We start from the raw sequence: 15,514 nt of genomic DNA on the forward strand, positions 1-15,514 counted from the left end.
CCGGGTCATCCGTTTCAAGACAACTTGATCGCCGTCACGTGCAACCAGCGGGTCGGCTCTTGATCGTAACCGCCGCCCAAATCCTCTTCGATATCGAGGCGGTTCCAGCCGAGGTCGCCATAGGTCGTGCGCAGCCAGTCGGCGTCCGGATAATTGTAGAACCGACCGAAGCGGTCGCGGCCTTCCGCTTCGCCGGCCTTGAAGCTAGCGTAGAAGGCGCCGCCCGGCCGCAGCGCCCGGTGAACCCCGGCGAGGATGCCGGGCAAGGCCGGACGTGGCACGTGCAGCAGGCAGGCATTGGCCCAGATGCCATCGAATGCCGCTTCTGCCGTAAGGTCCTCGAAGAGCAGCACCGAAACCGGGCGGCCGAGCCGCTTCTCCGCTTGTGCGGCGAGTTCGGGCGAGCCGTCGGTCGGGCTGACGTCGAGGCCGAGCGCTAGCAGAGCCTCGCTGTCCTGCCCGCCGCCGCAGCCGAGTTCCAGCACCTTGCCGCCGGCGGGCACCAGCTCGGCGAAGCGCTGCAACCGCGCCTGGCCGAGCTCGCGGGCGCGCCCGGCATAGATTTCCGCCTCGTTGGCGTAGAAATCGAGTGTTGCGCGGTCATCGCCGGACATTGTGATCTCCGTGGGCAGGAATCGTCGGTCGTTGCTGCAGATCGCTGCCACATTTGGTCAGCATCAAGGCTTGATCGCTCCAGACGTCGAGGCATAGTCCCGCCTCGCTTCGCGAGGTACCGATGGCAAGGCTTTCCCGGCTTTCTGCGCTTCTCTTCGGTCTTGCCAGCACGGCGGCGCAGGCTTGCGGTTCGCAGGCCGAGCCCTGCAAGGTTCCGCTGGGCGACTACCACGCCGCCGTGCCGGCAACGGCACTGCCACCCGGACAGAAGCGACCCGCTGTCCTGTTCTTTCACGGCGCCGGCGGAGGGGGCGATGCGGTCCTCGCCGCCGATTCCGTTTTGAAGCCCTTCGTCGAGGCCGGCTATGTCGTGCTTGGCCCAAGCGGGCTCGTCATGCAGGGCAGCCGCTATGGTCGCGGCTGGTCGTTCCTGCCGGATGCACCGCAGCAGCGTGATGAACTCGCCTTCGCGCAGCAGGTGCTGGGCGATGCAGCCGCTCGCTTCGGCATCGATCGCAAGCGCGTTCTCGTCGGCGGCTTCTCGATCGGCGCCTCGCTGACCTGGTATCTCGCCTGTCGCCAGCCGGATCTCGGCGCGGCCTATGCGCCGCTCGCCGGCAATTTCTGGCGTCCTCACCCGGTCAAATGTGCCGGGCCGGTCGACATCCTGCAGACCCATGGCTGGCGCGACGAGGTCTTCCCGCTCGAAGGTCGCCAGCTCGGCCCCAATCATGCGCAGGGCGACGTTTTCGAGGGGCTGCAGCTCTGGCGCGCGACCGATGGCTGCAAGACCACGCGCCCCGATGCGATCGAGGTGCGCGGTCCGGTCTGGCAGCGCTCGTGGACGAATTGCGAGAGCGGCCGCCAGGTCTCGCTCATGCTCCATGCCGGCGGCCACGAGGACCCGCCGAAGGAGTGGGCCGAGCTGGCGCGCCACTGGTTCGAGGCGCGCCTGAAGGCCCGGCCGGTCGCGAACTGACCCGGCTTCAGTTGCTGCCCGAGCGCATCGCGACGGTGGCGATGCCGGCGCCGACCAGCAGCGTCCCGCCGGCCTTGTTGAACAGGCCGATGGCGCGCGGATTGCCGACCACGGCGCGGGCGCGCGAGGCGATCAGCGCGTAGCCGAAGGCATTGGCGAAGGCGAGGGTGATGAAGGTCGCCTCGAAGATCAGCATCTGCGTCCAGAAATCGGCCTTGGCATCGAGGAACTGCGGCAGGAAGGCGACGAAGAAGGTGATGCTCTTCGGGTTCAGCGCCGTCACCAGCCAAGCATGGCCGAGCATCTTCAGCGCCGAGGTCGCGTCCTGGCGCGGTTCGGCATTCAGGCTGCCGCCGGCCCGGAAGAGCTTGACGCCGAGATAGATCAGATAGGCCGCGCCGGCCCATTTCAGCGCGGTGAAGATCGTCGCCGAGGTCGCCAGCAGCGCGCCGACGCCGAGCATGGACAAGGTCATCGCCGTGAAGTCGCCGAGCGCGACGCCGACGGCCATCGGAAAGGCGGTGCGCCAGCCCTGGCCGAGCGCATAGGAGATCACCAGCAGGATTGTCGGGCCGGGGATGACGAGGAGGATGGCGGTGGCGGCGGCGAAGGCAGCCCAGCTTTCGAAGGTCATGACGTAGAGGCTCCGCTAAAAACCAGAGCCATCACCAGACCGGGGTGTTTGTAAAGGGGCTTTTTCGCTGGGACCGTTGCGCCTTTTTCCGCTCTAGAGCGGCGGGCCCCAGCGGAACGTCGTCCCCCCGCCGCGTACCGGCACCAGCGGCCCGGCTGACATCTCCCGCCGCTTCTCCGGCTCGCCCGCCAGCACCAGCGTCCACCAGGCGCCGTAGCGGGTCTGCGGATTCTTGGCGAGGGCAAGGCCGATGCGCGTCGCCTGCGGCATCGAGAGGTTGGCCTCGTGGCCGGACGACTTCTTCCAGCCCTCGAAGGCCTCCTGCGTCGAGTAGTAGCCGGCGCCGAGATTCTCCGCGGCGCGCACCGTGTCGAGGCCTGCGGAATTGACGCGGGAATTGAAGCTGCCGGCGGCGCTATGGGAGAGATCGTCGCTGGCGGCCATCGCGTCGGACTGGCGCTGGGCCATCGCGGTCAGCGTCGAATCGAGTCGGACGGGGCCGAGGCCCTTGCCGGCACGATAGGCATTGAGGATGCGCATTGCCTCGGCCTGGTCGGCCTTCACCGCGGCGAGGCGCTCCTGCTTGCGGGCGCTTGGAGGCGCGGCCTCGCGCTGCGTGCCGGCGCAGCCGGCCAGAAGCAGGGCGATCAGGAGGGCTGCGCCCACATGTCTTGTCATCACGTCAATCCCGGCTTCTGCTGCGCCACGCCGACGAAGCGAGGCCGGACTAGGCGAGGAATGCGGCGCGATTATCGCAAGCCGACCCGGGAGAGCAGCCCATGAGTGATGACGAACAGGCGATCCGCGATCTCGTCGAGACTTGGATGGTGGCGACAAAGGCCGGTGATGCCGCGACCGTGCTCGGCCTGATGAGCGACGATGTGGTCTTCATGGTTCCGGGCGCCGAGCCCTTTGGCAAGGAGGCTTTCGCCGCCGCGCTGAAGGGGCTGAGTGCCATGACGATCGAGGGCCGCAGCGAGATTCGCGAGCTCAAAGTGCTCGGCGAGCACGCCTGGGTGCGCAATCATATCGACATGACCGCGACTGCGGCGGACGGCAAAACCATCCGCCGCTCGGGCTACACGCTGACGATCCTGCGCAAGGAGACGGACGGGCGCTGGCGGCTCGTCCGCGATGCCAATCTGTTGACCACGCAGGACTAGCCCTGCGCGCCGGAGATGACGCGGCAGAGCGCGTCGCGGACGTAAGCCTCGGGCGCGACCTGGCCCTGCTGGACGACGAAGACCGCATCGACCCGCGTGCCCCCGCCGCTCTTGCGCGCCGTGATGCGCAGGGTCTGTGGGCGGCCGGAGCCGGAGGTTTCCTGGATGGCCAGGACCGAGCTCGTGGCATTGTCGATGCGCATGTCGGCGAAGCCTTCGGCCGAGACCGCGGCGCCGAGGTCCTTCAGCACCCGCGCCGGCGCGCGCTTCGGCACGATGTCCCAGGTCTTGTAGGTCAGGCCGGTCAGCATCGGCGTGCCGACCACGGAGAAATTGCCTTCGCAGGACTGCGCCTGCGCCTGGGTGAGGCCGAGCGCGAACAGCGCGGCGGCGAGAACCGGAAGCTTCATGTCATCTCCGTGGAAAGGGGCGGCTCGGAAGAGCCGGCGGAACGGCTGTTGCGCGCTTCAGCTTGACTTTCGCCGCATTTGTCCGCTTTAACGCGCCCATTCGTTTCGCCGACATCGCCGAAACCTCATCCGCCGACCGGGCCGCCTAGCGGCTTTCATGAGCCCGGAGGTCAACGCCCGACAGCGCGTCTGCGCCCTCGGGCGCGAAACCGTTTGGCGGGTGGCTCGTGCGATACCGGTTTCTTGAGGCCAGGCAAAGCAGGACCGCATGTTCGGCACGCTGAGCGACAGACTTTCCGGCATCCTCTCGGGCCTGACCCGCAGGGGCTCGCTGACCGAGGACGACGTCAACGCCGCGTTGCGCGAGGTGCGCCGCGCGCTGCTCGAGGCCGACGTCGCGCTCGAGGTCGTGCGCAGCTTCACCGACAAGGTGCGTGAGCGCGCCGTCGGCGCCGAGGTGCTGAAGTCGGTCACGCCCGGCCAGCAGGTCATCAAGATCGTCAACGACGTCCTGATCGACACGCTCGGCGGCGAGGGCGAGGGCATCACCTTCGACGCCGTGCCGCCGGTGCCGATCCTGATGGTCGGCCTCCAGGGCTCGGGCAAGACGACGTCGACCGCGAAGATCGCCAAGCGCCTGACCGATCGGGACAAGAAGAAGGTCCTGATGGCGTCGCTCGATACGCGCCGCCCGGCCGCGATGGAGCAGCTCGCCATCCTCGGCAAGCAGGTCGGCGTCGAGACGCTGCCGATCGTCGCCGGCCAGAGCGCCGTGCAGATCGCCAGGCGCGCGATCGAGGCCGGCAAGCTCGGCGGCTATGACGTCGTCATGCTCGACACCGCCGGCCGCGTCACGCTCGACGAGGCGCTGATGGCCGAGGTCGCCGAGGTCAAGGCGGCGACCAATCCGCATGAAGTCCTGCTCGTCGCCGACGCGCTGACCGGCCAGGACGCGGTCAACACCGCCCGCGCCTTCGACGGCCGCGTCGGGCTGACCGGCATCGTGCTGACCCGCATGGACGGCGACGGCCGCGGTGGTGCCGCGCTCTCGATGCGCGCCGTCACCGGCAAGCCGATCAAGCTCGTCGGCACCGGCGAGAAGACCGATGCGCTCGAGGACTTCCATCCCTCGCGCGTCGCCAACCGCATCCTCGGCATGGGCGACATCGTCGGCCTGGTCGAGAAGGCTGCCGCCACCGTCGACGCCGACAAGGCGCAGGAACTGGCGCAGCGCCTCGCCAAGGGCAACTTCGATCTCGGCGACCTGCGCACCCAGCTCCAGCAGATGGAGAAGATGGGCGGCCTCGGCGGGCTGATGGGCATGCTGCCCGGCATGGCCCAGATGAAGAACCAGATCGCCAGCTCGAAGATGGACGACAAGGTCATCGCCCGGCAGATCGCGATCATCAATTCGATGACGGCGGGCGAACGCAAGAATCCCGATCTGCTCAAGAACAGCCGCAAGAAGCGCATCGCCGCCGGCTCTGGCACCTCGCCCGAGGCGATCAACAAGCTGCTGAAGATGCACCGCCAGATGGCGGACATGATGAAGCAGATGGCTCGCCAGAAGGGCGGCATGCTTGGCAAGCTCGGCAGCATGTTCGGTCTCGGCGGCGGCATGGGCGGCATGCCGGCCGGCATGCCCGACCCCTCGAAGATGGATCCGGCGCAGCTCGCCGAGCTCCAGAAGCAGCTCGGCGCCGGCGGTGGCATGCCCTCGCTGCCGCCGGGCGGCTTTCCCGGCCTGCCCAAGGGCGTCACCCCGCCCGCCGGCATGATGCCGAAGCTGCCGGGCCTCGGCGGCCTGCCTGGCCTCGGCAACAACCCGTTCAAGAAGAAGTAGTTTTACCGCTCAACCCAAAGGAAGAAGACCATGTCCCTCAAGATCCGCCTGACCCGTGGCGGCGCCAAGAAGCGCCCGTACTACCGCATCGTCGTCGCCGACGCCCGCTCGCCGCGCGATGGCCGCTTCATCGAGAAGATCGGCGCCTATGACCCGATGAAGGCCAAGGATTCGCCGGAGCGCGTCGTGCTCGACCTCGAGAAGGCCAAGGCCTGGATCGCCAAGGGCGCCCAGCCGACCGACCGCGTGCTGCGCTTCCTTGACGCCGCCGGCGTACTGAAGCGTCCGGCTCGCAACAACCCGGACAAGGCCGTTCCCGGCGAGAAGGCCAAGGAGCGCGCCGAGAAGAAGGCTGCCAAGAGCGCTGCCCCGGCTGAAGCTGCGGCTGAGTGAGCTCGATGCGGTGCGATCGTCTTTCCGGGGCTGGCCATAGGCCAGAGCCCGGAACCCAGAACCATTGCGGTTGTGGAATCAGGCGGTCGCGTCGCCTCGTGCTGACCGGCGTCGGCGTTTCTGGGTTCCGGGCTCATCGCTGCGCGATGCCCCGGAATGACGTGCTGACATGAGCGACGAACTCGTCCTGCTCGGCATCATCGGCGCGCCGCATGGCGTGCGCGGCGAGGTCCGGATCAAGACCTTCACCGCCGATCCGATGGCGCTGGCCGAATACGGCCCGCTCGTCGACGAGAAGGGTCGGCGCTTCGAGATCGCCGATGCCAGGCCCGCCAAGGAAGTGGTCGTCGCCCGCCTCAAGGGCGTGACCAGCCGCGAGGGGGCCGAGCTCCTCAACGGCGTGAAGCTCCATATCGAGCGTTCGCGCCTGCCGGCGCCCGAGGACGAGGACGAGTTCCTGCAGGCCGATCTCGTCGGCTGCAGCGTCATCGGGCCGGATGGAACCATCCTCGGCACCGTCACTTCCGTCGCCAATTACGGCGCCGGCGACCTCATCGACATCGAGACGCCGGATGGCCGTTCGGTGCTGATGCCCTTCACCAAGGCCTATGCGCCGCGCATCGACATCGCGGCCAAGCGCATCGAGGCCCTGCCTCCCGCCGGTCTGTTCGAGGATGACGATGCTGCCTGAGACGCCGGCCAAGGCCCTGATCTTCGACATGGACGGCACCATCGTCGACAACATGCGCTACCACGACGATGCCTGGGAGGTCTGGTACCGCAAATACGGCCTGCCCTTCGAGCGCGCGACCTTCTCGGCACGTACCGCCGGCATGGCGATCTCCGACATCATCGGCCCGCATTTCCCCGGTGCCGATGCGGCCGAGCTCGACCGGCTCGCCGAGGAGAAGGAAGGGCTCTACCGCGAGACCTACGGGCCGCTCGTCACGCCGCTCGGCGGCCTCGTCGACCTGCTCGACCGAGCGGACAATCATGCCGTGCCGATGGCGGTAGGCACTGCTGCCGCTCCACCGAACATCGCGCTGATCCTCGATACGCTCTCCCTGCGCGAGCGTTTCGCCACCATCGTCTCGCCGAGCCAGGGTTTTCGCGGCAAGCCGCATCCCGACATGTTCCTCGCGGCAGCCGAGCGCATGGGCGTCGCGCCGGCCGACTGCATCGTCTTCGAGGATGCCCCCAACGGCGTCGAGGCGGCCCGCCGCGCCGGCATGCGCGCTGTCGCGGTGCTGACCATGCTGCCGGCCGAGGCCTTCACCAGCTTCGACAACGTCATCGCCAGCGTGAGCGACTATGCGAGACTGGACGGGCATCCGGCGCTGCGCTTTGTTTGAGCGATGGCATTCCGCGCCTCGATCCTAACCCTCTATCCCGAGATGTTTCCCGGCCCGCTCGGCCATTCGTTGGCGGGTGAGGGCTTGCGTACCGGGCTCTGGTCGCTGGAAACGCACCAGATCCGCGACCATGGCATCGGGCGCCATCGCAATGTCGACGACAACCCGGCCGGCGGCGGCGCCGGCATGGTGTTGCGCTGCGACGTGCTGGCGGCGGCGATCGATGCCGCGGTTCCGGCTGATGACACCCGGCCGCGCCTGTTGATGTCGCCGCGCGGCCGCCCGCTCAGCCAGCGCATGGTGCGGGACTACGTTGCCGGCGAGGGCGTCGTCATCGTCTGCGGCCGCTTCGAGGGCGTCGACGAGCGCGTGATCGAGGGGCGGGGGCTGACCGAGGTCTCGATCGGCGACTACATCCTCTCCGGCGGTGAGATGGCGGCGATGGTGCTGCTCGATGCGTGCGTGCGCCTGATCCCCGGCGTGATGGGCAAGGAAGCCTCCGGCACCGAGGAGAGCTTCGAGAACGGCCTGCTCGAATACCCGCACTATACCCGCCCGCGCGAATGGGAGGGCAGGGGCCTGCCCGAGGCGCTGCTCTCCGGCGACCATGCCCGGATCGCCCGCTGGCGCCGCGAGCAGGCGGAGACGATCACAAGAGAGCGCAGGCCGGATCTGCTCGCTGGTCGCGAAGATCAGGGATAAGGCGTCACCGGCAGGCGTTCCGCCAGCCAGCCCTTGTCCTTGGGGTTGCCGAGCAGGCCGCCACGGACGTCGATCAAGTCTTTCCAGCCGCGCGCCGCGAGCTTCTTCTGCAAGGTCGAGGTTCGATTGCCGGTCCGGCAGATCAGCGCGATCGGCTTGCCGGGATGGTCGAGCTTCAGCGCCGCCAGCCTGACCTCGAACGCGCTGCCGGTCATGTCGAGCTTGAGCGCACCCTCCGGCACGCCGGTATCGGCCCATTCCTCTGGCGTGCGGATATCGACGAGGACGAGCTTGCCGGCCTTGGCCGCCTCATGCGCCTCGCTGACGGAGAGCGAGGGCAGGGCCGCCTGAGCCTCGGCGCGCTGCGGGAGCGAGCAAAGGGCGGCGAACAGCAGGAGCGCACGACGGTTCATGTCGGAGCGTTATCCAAAGGCGGCCATGCGCGCAATTCACGAAGCCCGGATGCGGCGAGCGGCAGCCACAGCCATGCTCAGGGACGCGTCGAGCGAAATCCGGTCCTGTCCGCCTCGGTGATCTCGCGCAGCACCTTGCAGGGCACGCCAGCGGCGATGACACCAGCTGGCACGTCACGCGTCACGACGCTGCCGGCACCGATGATGGCATCGTCGCCGATGCTGACGCCTTGCGTGATCTGGACACCGCCGCCGACCCAGACGCGGTTGCCGATCGTCACCGGCCTGGCATAGCAGCCGCCCGCCACCCGCTCGGCCGGGTCTATGGCATGATTCGAAGTGTAGATGCCGACGCGCGGGCCGAGCAGGACATGGTCGCCGATGGTGATCTCGCCGCCATCGAGCATGACGCAGTCGAAATTGGCGTAGAAGCTGCGGCCGATGCTGATGTTGAAGCCGAATTCGCAGCGGAAATTCGGCTCGAAAAGCGCACCTGGGCCGACATCGCGCAGGAAAGCGCGCAGCAGCGCCTCGCGCTCGGCCTGCGGCTGGCCGAAGCTGCGGTTGTAGGCGTCGGTCAGGCCGACGGCCCGCGCCCGGGCTGCGATCAGCTCGGGCGTGAGGTCGTCATACATGCGCCCCGACAGCATCAGGGCGCGCTGATCTTCGAGAGTCATCGCGCCCTGCGCTCGCCTCAGCGCAGCTCGGCGCAGAAGCGCTGGATGCGGCGGCAGGCCTCTTCCAACTTCTCGTCCGAGGTGGCGTAGGAGATGCGGAAGTTCGGGCCGAGGCCGAAGGCAGTGCCGTGCACGGCGGCGACCGCCTCGTTCTCCAGCAGGCCCATGACCAGGTCCTCGTCGGTCTCGATCACCTTGCCGTTCGGCAGTGTCTTGCCGATCAGCCCCGAGCAGTCGGGATAGACGTAGAAGGCGCCTTCCGGCGTCGGGCACTTCAGGCCGCGGGTCTGGTTCAGCATCGAGACGACGAGGTCGCGCCGGCGCTCGAACGCCTTCTTGAACACCGGGATGTGCTCCTGCGTGCCGTCGAGCGCCTCGACCGCCGCCCATTGCGAGATCGCCGAGGTGCCCGAGGTCTGCTGGCCCTGGACCAGGTCCATGGCGTTGATCAGGTGCTGCGGGCCGGCGGCGTAGCCGATGCGCCAGCCGGTCATGGCATAGGACTTCGAGACGCCGTTCATGGTCAGCGTCCGCTCGTAAAGGCCCGGCTCGACCTGCGCCGGGGTGACGAACTTGAAGTCGCCATAGACCAGGTGCTCGTACATGTCGTCGGTCAGCACCCAGACATGCGGATGGCGCATCAGCACGTCGGTGAGTGCCTTCATCTCGGCATGGGTATAGGCGGCGCCGGACGGGTTCGAGGGCGAGTTCAGGATCAGCCACTTGGTCTTCGGCGTGATCGCGGCCTCGAGATCGGCCGGCTGGAGCTTGAAGTTGTTCTGGATGGTGGCTTCGCAGAAGGTCGGCGTACCGCCGCAGAGCGCGACCATCTCGGGATAGCTGACCCAGTACGGCGCGACGCAGATGACCTCGTCGCCCGGGTTCAGCGTGGCGAGCAGCGCGTTGTAGATGACGTGCTTGCCGCCGGTGCCGACGATGGTCTGCGAGGCCTTATAGTCGAGACCGTTCTCGCGCTTCAGCTTGCGGGTGATCGCCTCGCGCAGCTGCGGGATGCCGGGGACCGGCGTGTACTTCGTCTCGCCGCGGCGGATCGCGGCGATCGCCGCCTCCTTGATATTGTCCGGCGTATCGAAATCGGGTTCGCCGACCGAGAGCGAGATCACGTCCTTGCCCTGCGCTTTCAGATCGCGCGCCTTCTGCGTGATGGTGATGGTCGCAGACGGCTTCACGCGCTTCAGGGCGTCGGCAAGGAAAGCCATGGGTCCAGATCTCCGGGAGGGCAACGGCGCCCGGCGCGGGCGCGGGCGTGGTTTAGGACCCTCGCGCGGGCACTGCAAGCCAGAGAGTCTTATATCGGCTAGAAACGATAGGAATGGCAGCGGGGCGTGCCGCTGACGTTGAGCGAGAATGGCATATCGCCCGGCTGGCGGCTGGACCCATATCGCTGTGGCCTGAAACATGCTTGGAGAGAGGAAGCTGGGGAGCCGTAGGATAACAGCGCGCTGACGCGCAGAAGGCTCATGCATGAAACTCCGGATCGGCTACGAGCTCGACTACGTCTTTCCACAGCCGACCCCGATGATCCTGATGCTGCACGTGCATTTCAGCCGTGTTTCCGACCTCGCGGCGCCGGACCATATGCGCATCCAGCCGCCGACACCGGTCACAGCCTATCGCGACGGCTTCGGCAACTGGTGCAGCCGCCTGGTCGCGCCGCAGGGCAGCGTGCGCATCTCCGCGGATGCGGTGATCAGCGATAGCGGCTTGCCCGAGGCGTTCGATCGCACGGCCGGGCAAGTGCCGGTGGAGCGCCTGCCGGAGGAATGCCTGATCTTCCTGCTCGCCAGCCGCTTCTGTGATTCCGATCGCCTGCTCGATCTCGCCTGGCAGCTCTTCGGCCACACCCAGCCGGGTGCGCCGCGGGTTCAGGCGATCTGCGATTTCGTCAACCAGCGCATCGCCTTCGACTACATGGACGCCAGCGTGACCCGGAGCGCCTCCGAAGCCTATCGCGAAGGCCGCGGCGTCTGCCGCGACTATGCCCATCTCGCCATCGCCTTCTGCCGGGCGATGAACATTCCGGCGCGCTACTGCACCTGCTATCTCGGCGATGTCGGCACGCCGCCGCCCTGGCCGCCGGGCGATTTCGCCGCCTCGTTCGAGGCTTTCCTTGATGGCGGCTGGCAGATGTTCGATCCGCGTAACAATGTCCCGCGTATCGGCCGGGTGCTGATCGCGCGTGGGCGCGACGCCGCCGATGTCGCGATCGCCACCACCTTCGGGCCGAACACGCTGACCGGTTTCAGGGTCTGGACGGACGAGGTCGGCGAGGCGGCTTGAGGCCCGTTGGCCGGGACCTCTACTTCTCGAAGAGCGGGGCGGTCTTGGCCGCCTTCGCCCGCAGCGGTGCCTTGCGGACCAGGCCCTTGCGGGTTGCCGGAGCGACGCTCGTGCTCTCCGCCTCTGCCGGTGCAGCGGCGACAGCTTGCACGAGAGCCGGCTGCGGTGCCGGCTTCTCGGGCTGGGTCGGATCGACCGTGCGGAAACGGATCACTTCTTCTTCGGTGCCGCCGCTGCCTTGGCGACAGCCGAGGCAAAGCCCGCGGGCGGTGTCGCGCTCGCCTTCGGCTTGTCCTTCTTAGGCTTCTTGGCCTCGCGATTGCTGCGCTGCTCGCCTTTTGCCATGTCTCGTCTCCTTCAGTGGAATAACAGGCGCCGCCACTTCGAAGCGGAGCAGCTCGAATCTGTGCTGGTCGAGACGACTGCGAACCTAGGTCATGGCGCCCGGTTTCCGGCTGCCACAGCCGGCCCGCGGAAACCGGATCGTCACGTCGAAGCAGGTGCGGAGCCTAGGGCAGAGTCGGATGGAGAGCACGCGCTTTCTTGGCGAGACAGCGCTTCATCCACGCTGTGCCGGAGCGTCCATCGGCGCCTCACCATGGAGACGGTGCTTGCGCCCCAGCGCGGCCGGCCGAAGCAGGGAAAGCCGCGGCGGTTGAGGCGGCGGGCGATGTCGGCGGGATCGCTGATGCCGGCCTCGACGAGTTGGTCGATCAGCGCGCCGGCTGCCTCAAGGAAGATGGCGAGCAGCGCCCTGTCGAGGTCGCGGCTCGCCTTGTCGGCGGCGGACATCCCGTCAATGGATGCCCAGGCCATAGCTCGGTTCGACCTCGTTCGGCGAGATCAGCACGGCATTGGGGTGGCCGCCTTCGGAGAGGGCGAAGCGGACGGCTTCCTTCTGGTTGCGGAAGATGCCTTCGCTGCGGCCTTCCAGGTCGCGCGCGACCCATAAGCCGTGGCTCGATTGGCCGACCAGGAAGAGGTGACTCTCGCCATTGAGCGGCTGTAGCGGCTTGGACTGTCCCATGGTGGCGCTCTCAGTTCGGCAAGGCGAACCAGGCGCGCAGGCCGATGAACGCTGCGGCTGCCAGTGCGAACACGGCGAGCGCGACCATCTCGGCGCAGAGGATCCCAATGACCGGGCGGCGGCCGGCGACGCTGTCATAGACGGCGCGGGCGCGGCGCTGCTGGGTGGTGCGGAACAAGGCGTTGTTCATCGACATATCGACCTCCATCGATGCCGATGATGTAGGTCCGGCCCCGATAAGGCCGCCATGCGGAAGGTGTTGGCGCGCATAAGGCCGGCATAAAGGCTTGCGCGACGCCTTCCCGGCTGCGATGCGGGCGCCATGAATGCTCCCGCCACGATCATGATCTATGTCGACGCCGACGCCTGCCCGGTGAAGCCGGAGATCTACCGTGTCGCCGGGCGGCACAGGCTCAGGGTCTTCGTCGTCGCCAACAGCTTCATGCAGGTGCCGCGCGAGCCCTGGATCGAGCGCGTCGTCGTGCCCGGCAACTTCGATGCTGCCGATGACTGGATCGCCGAACGGGCCGGCCGGGGTGCAATCGTCATCACCGCCGATATCCCGCTCGCCGATCGCTGCATCAAGGCTGGGGCGGATGTGATCGGCCCGACCGGAAAACCCTTCACCGAAGCCTCGATCGGCATGGCGCTGGCGACGCGCGACATGATGGAGGACCTGCGTGCCATGGGCAGCGTCAGCGGTGGTCCCAAGCCGTTCTCCGCGAGGGATCGCTCGGCCTTCCTGCAGGCGCTGGATGTCGCGGTGCAGCGCCTGAAGCGGGCGGGGTTCTCCGCCTAGCTCAGCTAGGGAACTTGCCCCGGTTGAACAATCTTGGGCAGGAATCCCGCAGCCAGCAGCAGCCGCTTCTGACGCGCAGACACCTCGTTCAGGCTGCGGCGGAAATCGATCCTGTGCACATACATCCACCCGAGTTTCATCGGTGTCTGCCGGCGCAGGCGCGAAATCCATGGCGTGGCGTCATGTTCCGTCACGACGGTCCCGCCGCCCATGATCGAATAGTATCGTCCGAGTGTTCGGCCATATTGCGCGTTGTCTTGCTGGGCTCTGGGAAGGGTGAGCGCATAGGACCGATCGATGTGGTCAAACACTTTCGATCCGGGATTGCGGAGCCAGTGGCCGACCTCGTGCGCGGCAGCAAATTGACCGGTTTTTCCACCGATCCCGCGTGCCCGGCCTGCAGTGAAGTTGTGCTCTCCGTACTGGACGCTTTCATCCGTGATGCGGGTCATCCGGTCTCGGAAGGTCACGCCTGGATTGGCCAGATGCGCGACTTCGATGATGGCATGGCTATCCGCACCGGTTGGCTGCAAATCGATTTCGAGCACACCGACGACATGCGCCGGCACTCTTGGATTGCCGATCAATTGCCGGAAGTCGGCGTCACTCAAGCTGTCTCCGCTTTCGGTCGGGAGGAACACCATCTGGTTGTTCCAGACGGTCTCGACGATGCTTTTGAAGCGCTTGGTGAAATCCTGCCATTCGCTGACGAGCCAGCTGCGGCAGGGAACGGGTTGGCCGCTGGCGTCGACAACGCTGCCGCGTTTGAAATCGGCCTCGCTCGCGGCCAGGTGAGACGGGGGAGCGGCCCCGGACGCGATCCCGGAACTTTGGCGGTCTTGGAGCTTCTTGCCCACGCCGTGGAGGGATCGAGAGGGACAAGCGTCACTTTCAACCTGATGCGAAGCTGCGCAGGTTGCCCTGTGCGTGCGCGGTCGAAAAACGAGTCATAGTTTGGCTCGAGGATGAAGGGCCGGATCGCCATTTGGTCACCTGCGCTTTGGGAGCAGATTGGAGCGGAAAAATTCTCGCTCGAGGCACGGCTATCCGCGTCAGCCTAGCAGCAGCGGTGCAACATCGCCATGCTATGCGTGCGGTAAGCTGCGGGCGGCTGGACGAATTGAGACGTTGCCCCTAATCCTGCGGCGAAAGCCCGTCTCTCAATCGGGCTCCCGGGAGGATATTCATGTCGCTGACCCGCCGTTCCACGCTCGGCCTCGTTGCCGGCGCCGTCTTCGCTCCGGCCATCGTCCGGGCGCAGAGCTATCCGTCGAAGACCATCACCCTGGTGGTGCCATATCCGGCCGGCGGGCCGACGGATGCGATCGCGCGCTTCGTCGCGCAGGACCTCTCCACCTCGATCGGCCAGAACGTCCTTGTCGACAATCGCGCCGGCGCCTCTGGCGCGGTCGGCACCCGCGCCGTCGCGCATGGCGCAGCCGACGGCCACACCTTCATCTTCGGCAACAACCAGACGCACGGGAACAACATGTTCCTGCTGAAGGAGCCGGGCTACGACGCGGTCAAGGATTTCGCGCCGGTCGCCGGCGTCGGCGCCTTCGAGCACGCCTTCGTCGTCCGCAACGACCTGCCGGCCAAAAACATCAAGGAGCTGATCGCGCTCGCCAAGGCCGATCCGGGCAAGCTCAATTACGGCTCGACCGGCGTCGGCTCCGGCTCGCATCTCGCCATGGAGCTGTTCATGCAGCGCACCGGCATCAAGATGACGCATGTGCCGTTCAGGGGCGCCGCGCCGCTGGTGCAGGAGATCATCGGCGGACGCATCGACATCGCCAATTCGACGCTGCCTTCGGTGCTGGAGCAGATCAATGCCGGCACGCTGCGGGCGATCGCGCTGGCGAGCCCGGAGCGCAACCCGCGCGCCAAGGACATCCCGACCCTGCGTGAGCAGGGCGTGACGGATGCCGACGCCGATAGCTGGGCCGCTTTCTTCGCTCCGGCGGCGACACCGGCACCGATCCTGGAGGCGCTGTCGAAGGCCGTGCTGGCCTCGATCGCCAAGCCGGCTGTGACCGAGCAGATCCTCAAGCTCGGCTTCACGCTCAAGGTCCGCGATCCCGCGGCTTTCAAGCCCTACCACCAACAGGAAATCGCGACCTGGGAGAAGATCATCAAGGAGGCCGGCGTCAAGCCGGAGTGATTCTGGCAAGCCGCGTCATTCTCGGACGCAGCGAAGCGGAGATCC

General features: G+C 67.1%; 23 protein-coding genes. 10 read left to right on the forward strand and 13 right to left on the reverse strand.

The window, feature by feature from the left end; genetic code table 11:
• Positions 1-14: 14 nt before the first annotated feature.
• Positions 15-614 carry a class I SAM-dependent methyltransferase gene (locus QO058_RS23915; protein ID WP_284168709.1) on the reverse strand — a complete coding sequence of 200 codons (600 nt, stop codon included), beginning with the start codon at positions 612-614 and terminating at the stop codon, positions 15-17.
• 122 nt (positions 615-736) lie between these two features.
• Here QO058_RS23915 and QO058_RS23920 point away from each other — a divergent pair, with 122 nt between their 5' ends.
• Positions 737-1,594, forward strand: a complete 858-nt coding sequence (locus tag QO058_RS23920) for a CE1 family esterase (RefSeq protein WP_284168710.1) — start codon at positions 737-739, stop codon at positions 1,592-1,594.
• 7 nt (positions 1,595-1,601) lie between these two features.
• Here QO058_RS23920 and QO058_RS23925 read toward each other — a convergent pair whose 3' ends face one another.
• Positions 1,602-2,228 carry a LysE family translocator gene (locus QO058_RS23925; protein ID WP_284168711.1) on the reverse strand — a complete coding sequence of 209 codons (627 nt, stop codon included), beginning with the start codon at positions 2,226-2,228 and terminating at the stop codon, positions 1,602-1,604.
• Between the two features lie 93 nt (positions 2,229-2,321).
• Complete coding sequence (locus QO058_RS23930; protein ID WP_284168712.1) at positions 2,322-2,906, reverse strand: CAP domain-containing protein; 585 nt, start codon at positions 2,904-2,906, stop codon at positions 2,322-2,324.
• Positions 2,907-3,007: 101 nt separating this feature from the next.
• Here QO058_RS23930 and QO058_RS23935 point away from each other — a divergent pair, with 101 nt between their 5' ends.
• Positions 3,008-3,391: a YybH family protein gene (locus QO058_RS23935; RefSeq protein WP_284168713.1), complete on the forward strand. Its 384-nt coding sequence runs from the start codon at positions 3,008-3,010 to the stop codon at positions 3,389-3,391.
• Here the strand turns inward: QO058_RS23935 and QO058_RS23940 are convergent.
• Positions 3,388-3,801 (reverse strand): hypothetical protein, encoded by a 414-nt coding sequence (locus QO058_RS23940; protein WP_284168714.1) that lies wholly within the window; start codon positions 3,799-3,801, stop codon positions 3,388-3,390. The two genes, QO058_RS23935 and QO058_RS23940, sit on opposite strands and share 4 nt — an antisense overlap.
• Positions 3,802-4,069: 268 nt before the next feature.
• On the opposite strand from QO058_RS23940, the gene ffh reads away from it, so the two are divergent.
• The 5 genes from ffh to trmD all read left to right on the forward strand — a co-directional run bounded on the left by ffh (position 4,070) and on the right by trmD (position 8,091).
• Entirely contained in the window at positions 4,070-5,644 is a 1,575-nt protein-coding gene (ffh, locus tag QO058_RS23945) for a signal recognition particle protein (protein ID WP_284168715.1), read from the forward strand.
• Positions 5,645-5,674: 30 nt separating this feature from the next.
• The gene (rpsP, locus tag QO058_RS23950; protein WP_284168716.1) at positions 5,675-6,037 is read left to right on the forward strand and encodes a 30S ribosomal protein S16; all 363 of its coding nucleotides are present in this window, start codon (positions 5,675-5,677) and stop codon (positions 6,035-6,037) included.
• 169 nt (positions 6,038-6,206) lie between these two features.
• Positions 6,207-6,728: a ribosome maturation factor RimM gene (gene rimM / locus QO058_RS23955; protein WP_284168717.1), complete on the forward strand. Its 522-nt coding sequence runs from the start codon at positions 6,207-6,209 to the stop codon at positions 6,726-6,728.
• Positions 6,718-7,389 (forward strand): HAD family hydrolase, encoded by a 672-nt coding sequence (locus QO058_RS23960; RefSeq protein WP_284168718.1) that lies wholly within the window; start codon positions 6,718-6,720, stop codon positions 7,387-7,389. Before rimM ends, QO058_RS23960 begins: the two co-directional genes overlap by 11 nt.
• Positions 7,390-7,392: 3 nt before the next feature.
• Positions 7,393-8,091 carry a tRNA (guanosine(37)-N1)-methyltransferase TrmD gene (trmD, locus tag QO058_RS23965; RefSeq protein ID WP_284168719.1) on the forward strand — a complete coding sequence of 233 codons (699 nt, stop codon included), beginning with the start codon at positions 7,393-7,395 and terminating at the stop codon, positions 8,089-8,091.
• Here the strand turns inward: trmD and QO058_RS23970 are convergent.
• From QO058_RS23970 to QO058_RS23980, 3 genes are all read right to left on the reverse strand, one after another.
• On the reverse strand, positions 8,082-8,504 hold the full coding sequence (locus QO058_RS23970) for a rhodanese-like domain-containing protein (protein WP_284168720.1): 423 nt from the start codon (positions 8,502-8,504) through the stop codon (positions 8,082-8,084). The two genes, trmD and QO058_RS23970, sit on opposite strands and share 10 nt — an antisense overlap.
• Positions 8,505-8,581: 77 nt before the next feature.
• The gene (locus QO058_RS23975) at positions 8,582-9,181 is read right to left on the reverse strand and encodes a sugar O-acetyltransferase (RefSeq protein WP_284168721.1); all 600 of its coding nucleotides are present in this window, start codon (positions 9,179-9,181) and stop codon (positions 8,582-8,584) included.
• Between the two features lie 17 nt (positions 9,182-9,198).
• Positions 9,199-10,401 (reverse strand): pyridoxal phosphate-dependent aminotransferase, encoded by a 1,203-nt coding sequence (locus QO058_RS23980; protein WP_284168722.1) that lies wholly within the window; start codon positions 10,399-10,401, stop codon positions 9,199-9,201.
• A gap of 265 nt (positions 10,402-10,666) precedes the next feature.
• Here QO058_RS23980 and QO058_RS23985 point away from each other — a divergent pair, with 265 nt between their 5' ends.
• Complete coding sequence (locus QO058_RS23985; protein WP_284168723.1) at positions 10,667-11,482, forward strand: transglutaminase-like domain-containing protein; 816 nt, start codon at positions 10,667-10,669, stop codon at positions 11,480-11,482.
• Between the two features lie 19 nt (positions 11,483-11,501).
• Here QO058_RS23985 and QO058_RS23990 read toward each other — a convergent pair whose 3' ends face one another.
• The 5 genes from QO058_RS23990 to QO058_RS24010 all read right to left on the reverse strand — a co-directional run bounded on the left by QO058_RS23990 (position 11,502) and on the right by QO058_RS24010 (position 12,705).
• Positions 11,502-11,696: a hypothetical protein gene (locus tag QO058_RS23990; RefSeq protein ID WP_284168724.1), complete on the reverse strand. Its 195-nt coding sequence runs from the start codon at positions 11,694-11,696 to the stop codon at positions 11,502-11,504.
• On the reverse strand, positions 11,693-11,827 hold the full coding sequence (locus QO058_RS23995) for a hypothetical protein (protein WP_284168725.1): 135 nt from the start codon (positions 11,825-11,827) through the stop codon (positions 11,693-11,695). Before QO058_RS23995 ends, QO058_RS23990 begins: the two co-directional genes overlap by 4 nt.
• 141 nt (positions 11,828-11,968) lie before the next feature.
• Positions 11,969-12,298, reverse strand: a complete 330-nt coding sequence (locus tag QO058_RS24000) for a hypothetical protein (RefSeq protein WP_284168726.1) — start codon at positions 12,296-12,298, stop codon at positions 11,969-11,971.
• Positions 12,279-12,509 carry a hypothetical protein gene (locus QO058_RS24005; RefSeq protein WP_284168727.1) on the reverse strand — a complete coding sequence of 77 codons (231 nt, stop codon included), beginning with the start codon at positions 12,507-12,509 and terminating at the stop codon, positions 12,279-12,281. The genes QO058_RS24000 and QO058_RS24005 overlap by 20 nt, the downstream gene beginning before the upstream one ends.
• Before the next feature lie 10 nt (positions 12,510-12,519).
• Positions 12,520-12,705, reverse strand: coding sequence for a hypothetical protein (locus QO058_RS24010; protein WP_284168728.1), 186 nt, complete (start codon positions 12,703-12,705; stop codon positions 12,520-12,522).
• Between the two features lie 126 nt (positions 12,706-12,831).
• Between QO058_RS24010 and QO058_RS24015 the strand changes: the two genes are divergently transcribed.
• Positions 12,832-13,308, forward strand: a complete 477-nt coding sequence (locus tag QO058_RS24015; protein ID WP_284168729.1) for a YaiI/YqxD family protein — start codon at positions 12,832-12,834, stop codon at positions 13,306-13,308.
• Between the two features lie 5 nt (positions 13,309-13,313).
• On the opposite strand, the gene QO058_RS24020 is transcribed toward QO058_RS24015, so the two are convergent.
• Positions 13,314-14,165: a hypothetical protein gene (locus QO058_RS24020; protein ID WP_284168730.1), complete on the reverse strand. Its 852-nt coding sequence runs from the start codon at positions 14,163-14,165 to the stop codon at positions 13,314-13,316.
• Between the two features lie 329 nt (positions 14,166-14,494).
• On the opposite strand from QO058_RS24020, the gene QO058_RS24025 reads away from it, so the two are divergent.
• Positions 14,495-15,469, forward strand: a complete 975-nt coding sequence (locus QO058_RS24025) for a Bug family tripartite tricarboxylate transporter substrate binding protein (RefSeq protein ID WP_284168731.1) — start codon at positions 14,495-14,497, stop codon at positions 15,467-15,469.
• Positions 15,470-15,514 lie beyond the last annotated feature (45 nt).

Source organism: Bosea vestrisii (assembly GCF_030144325.1).
Classification (GTDB): Bacteria; Pseudomonadota; Alphaproteobacteria; order Rhizobiales; family Beijerinckiaceae; genus Allobosea; species Allobosea vestrisii_A.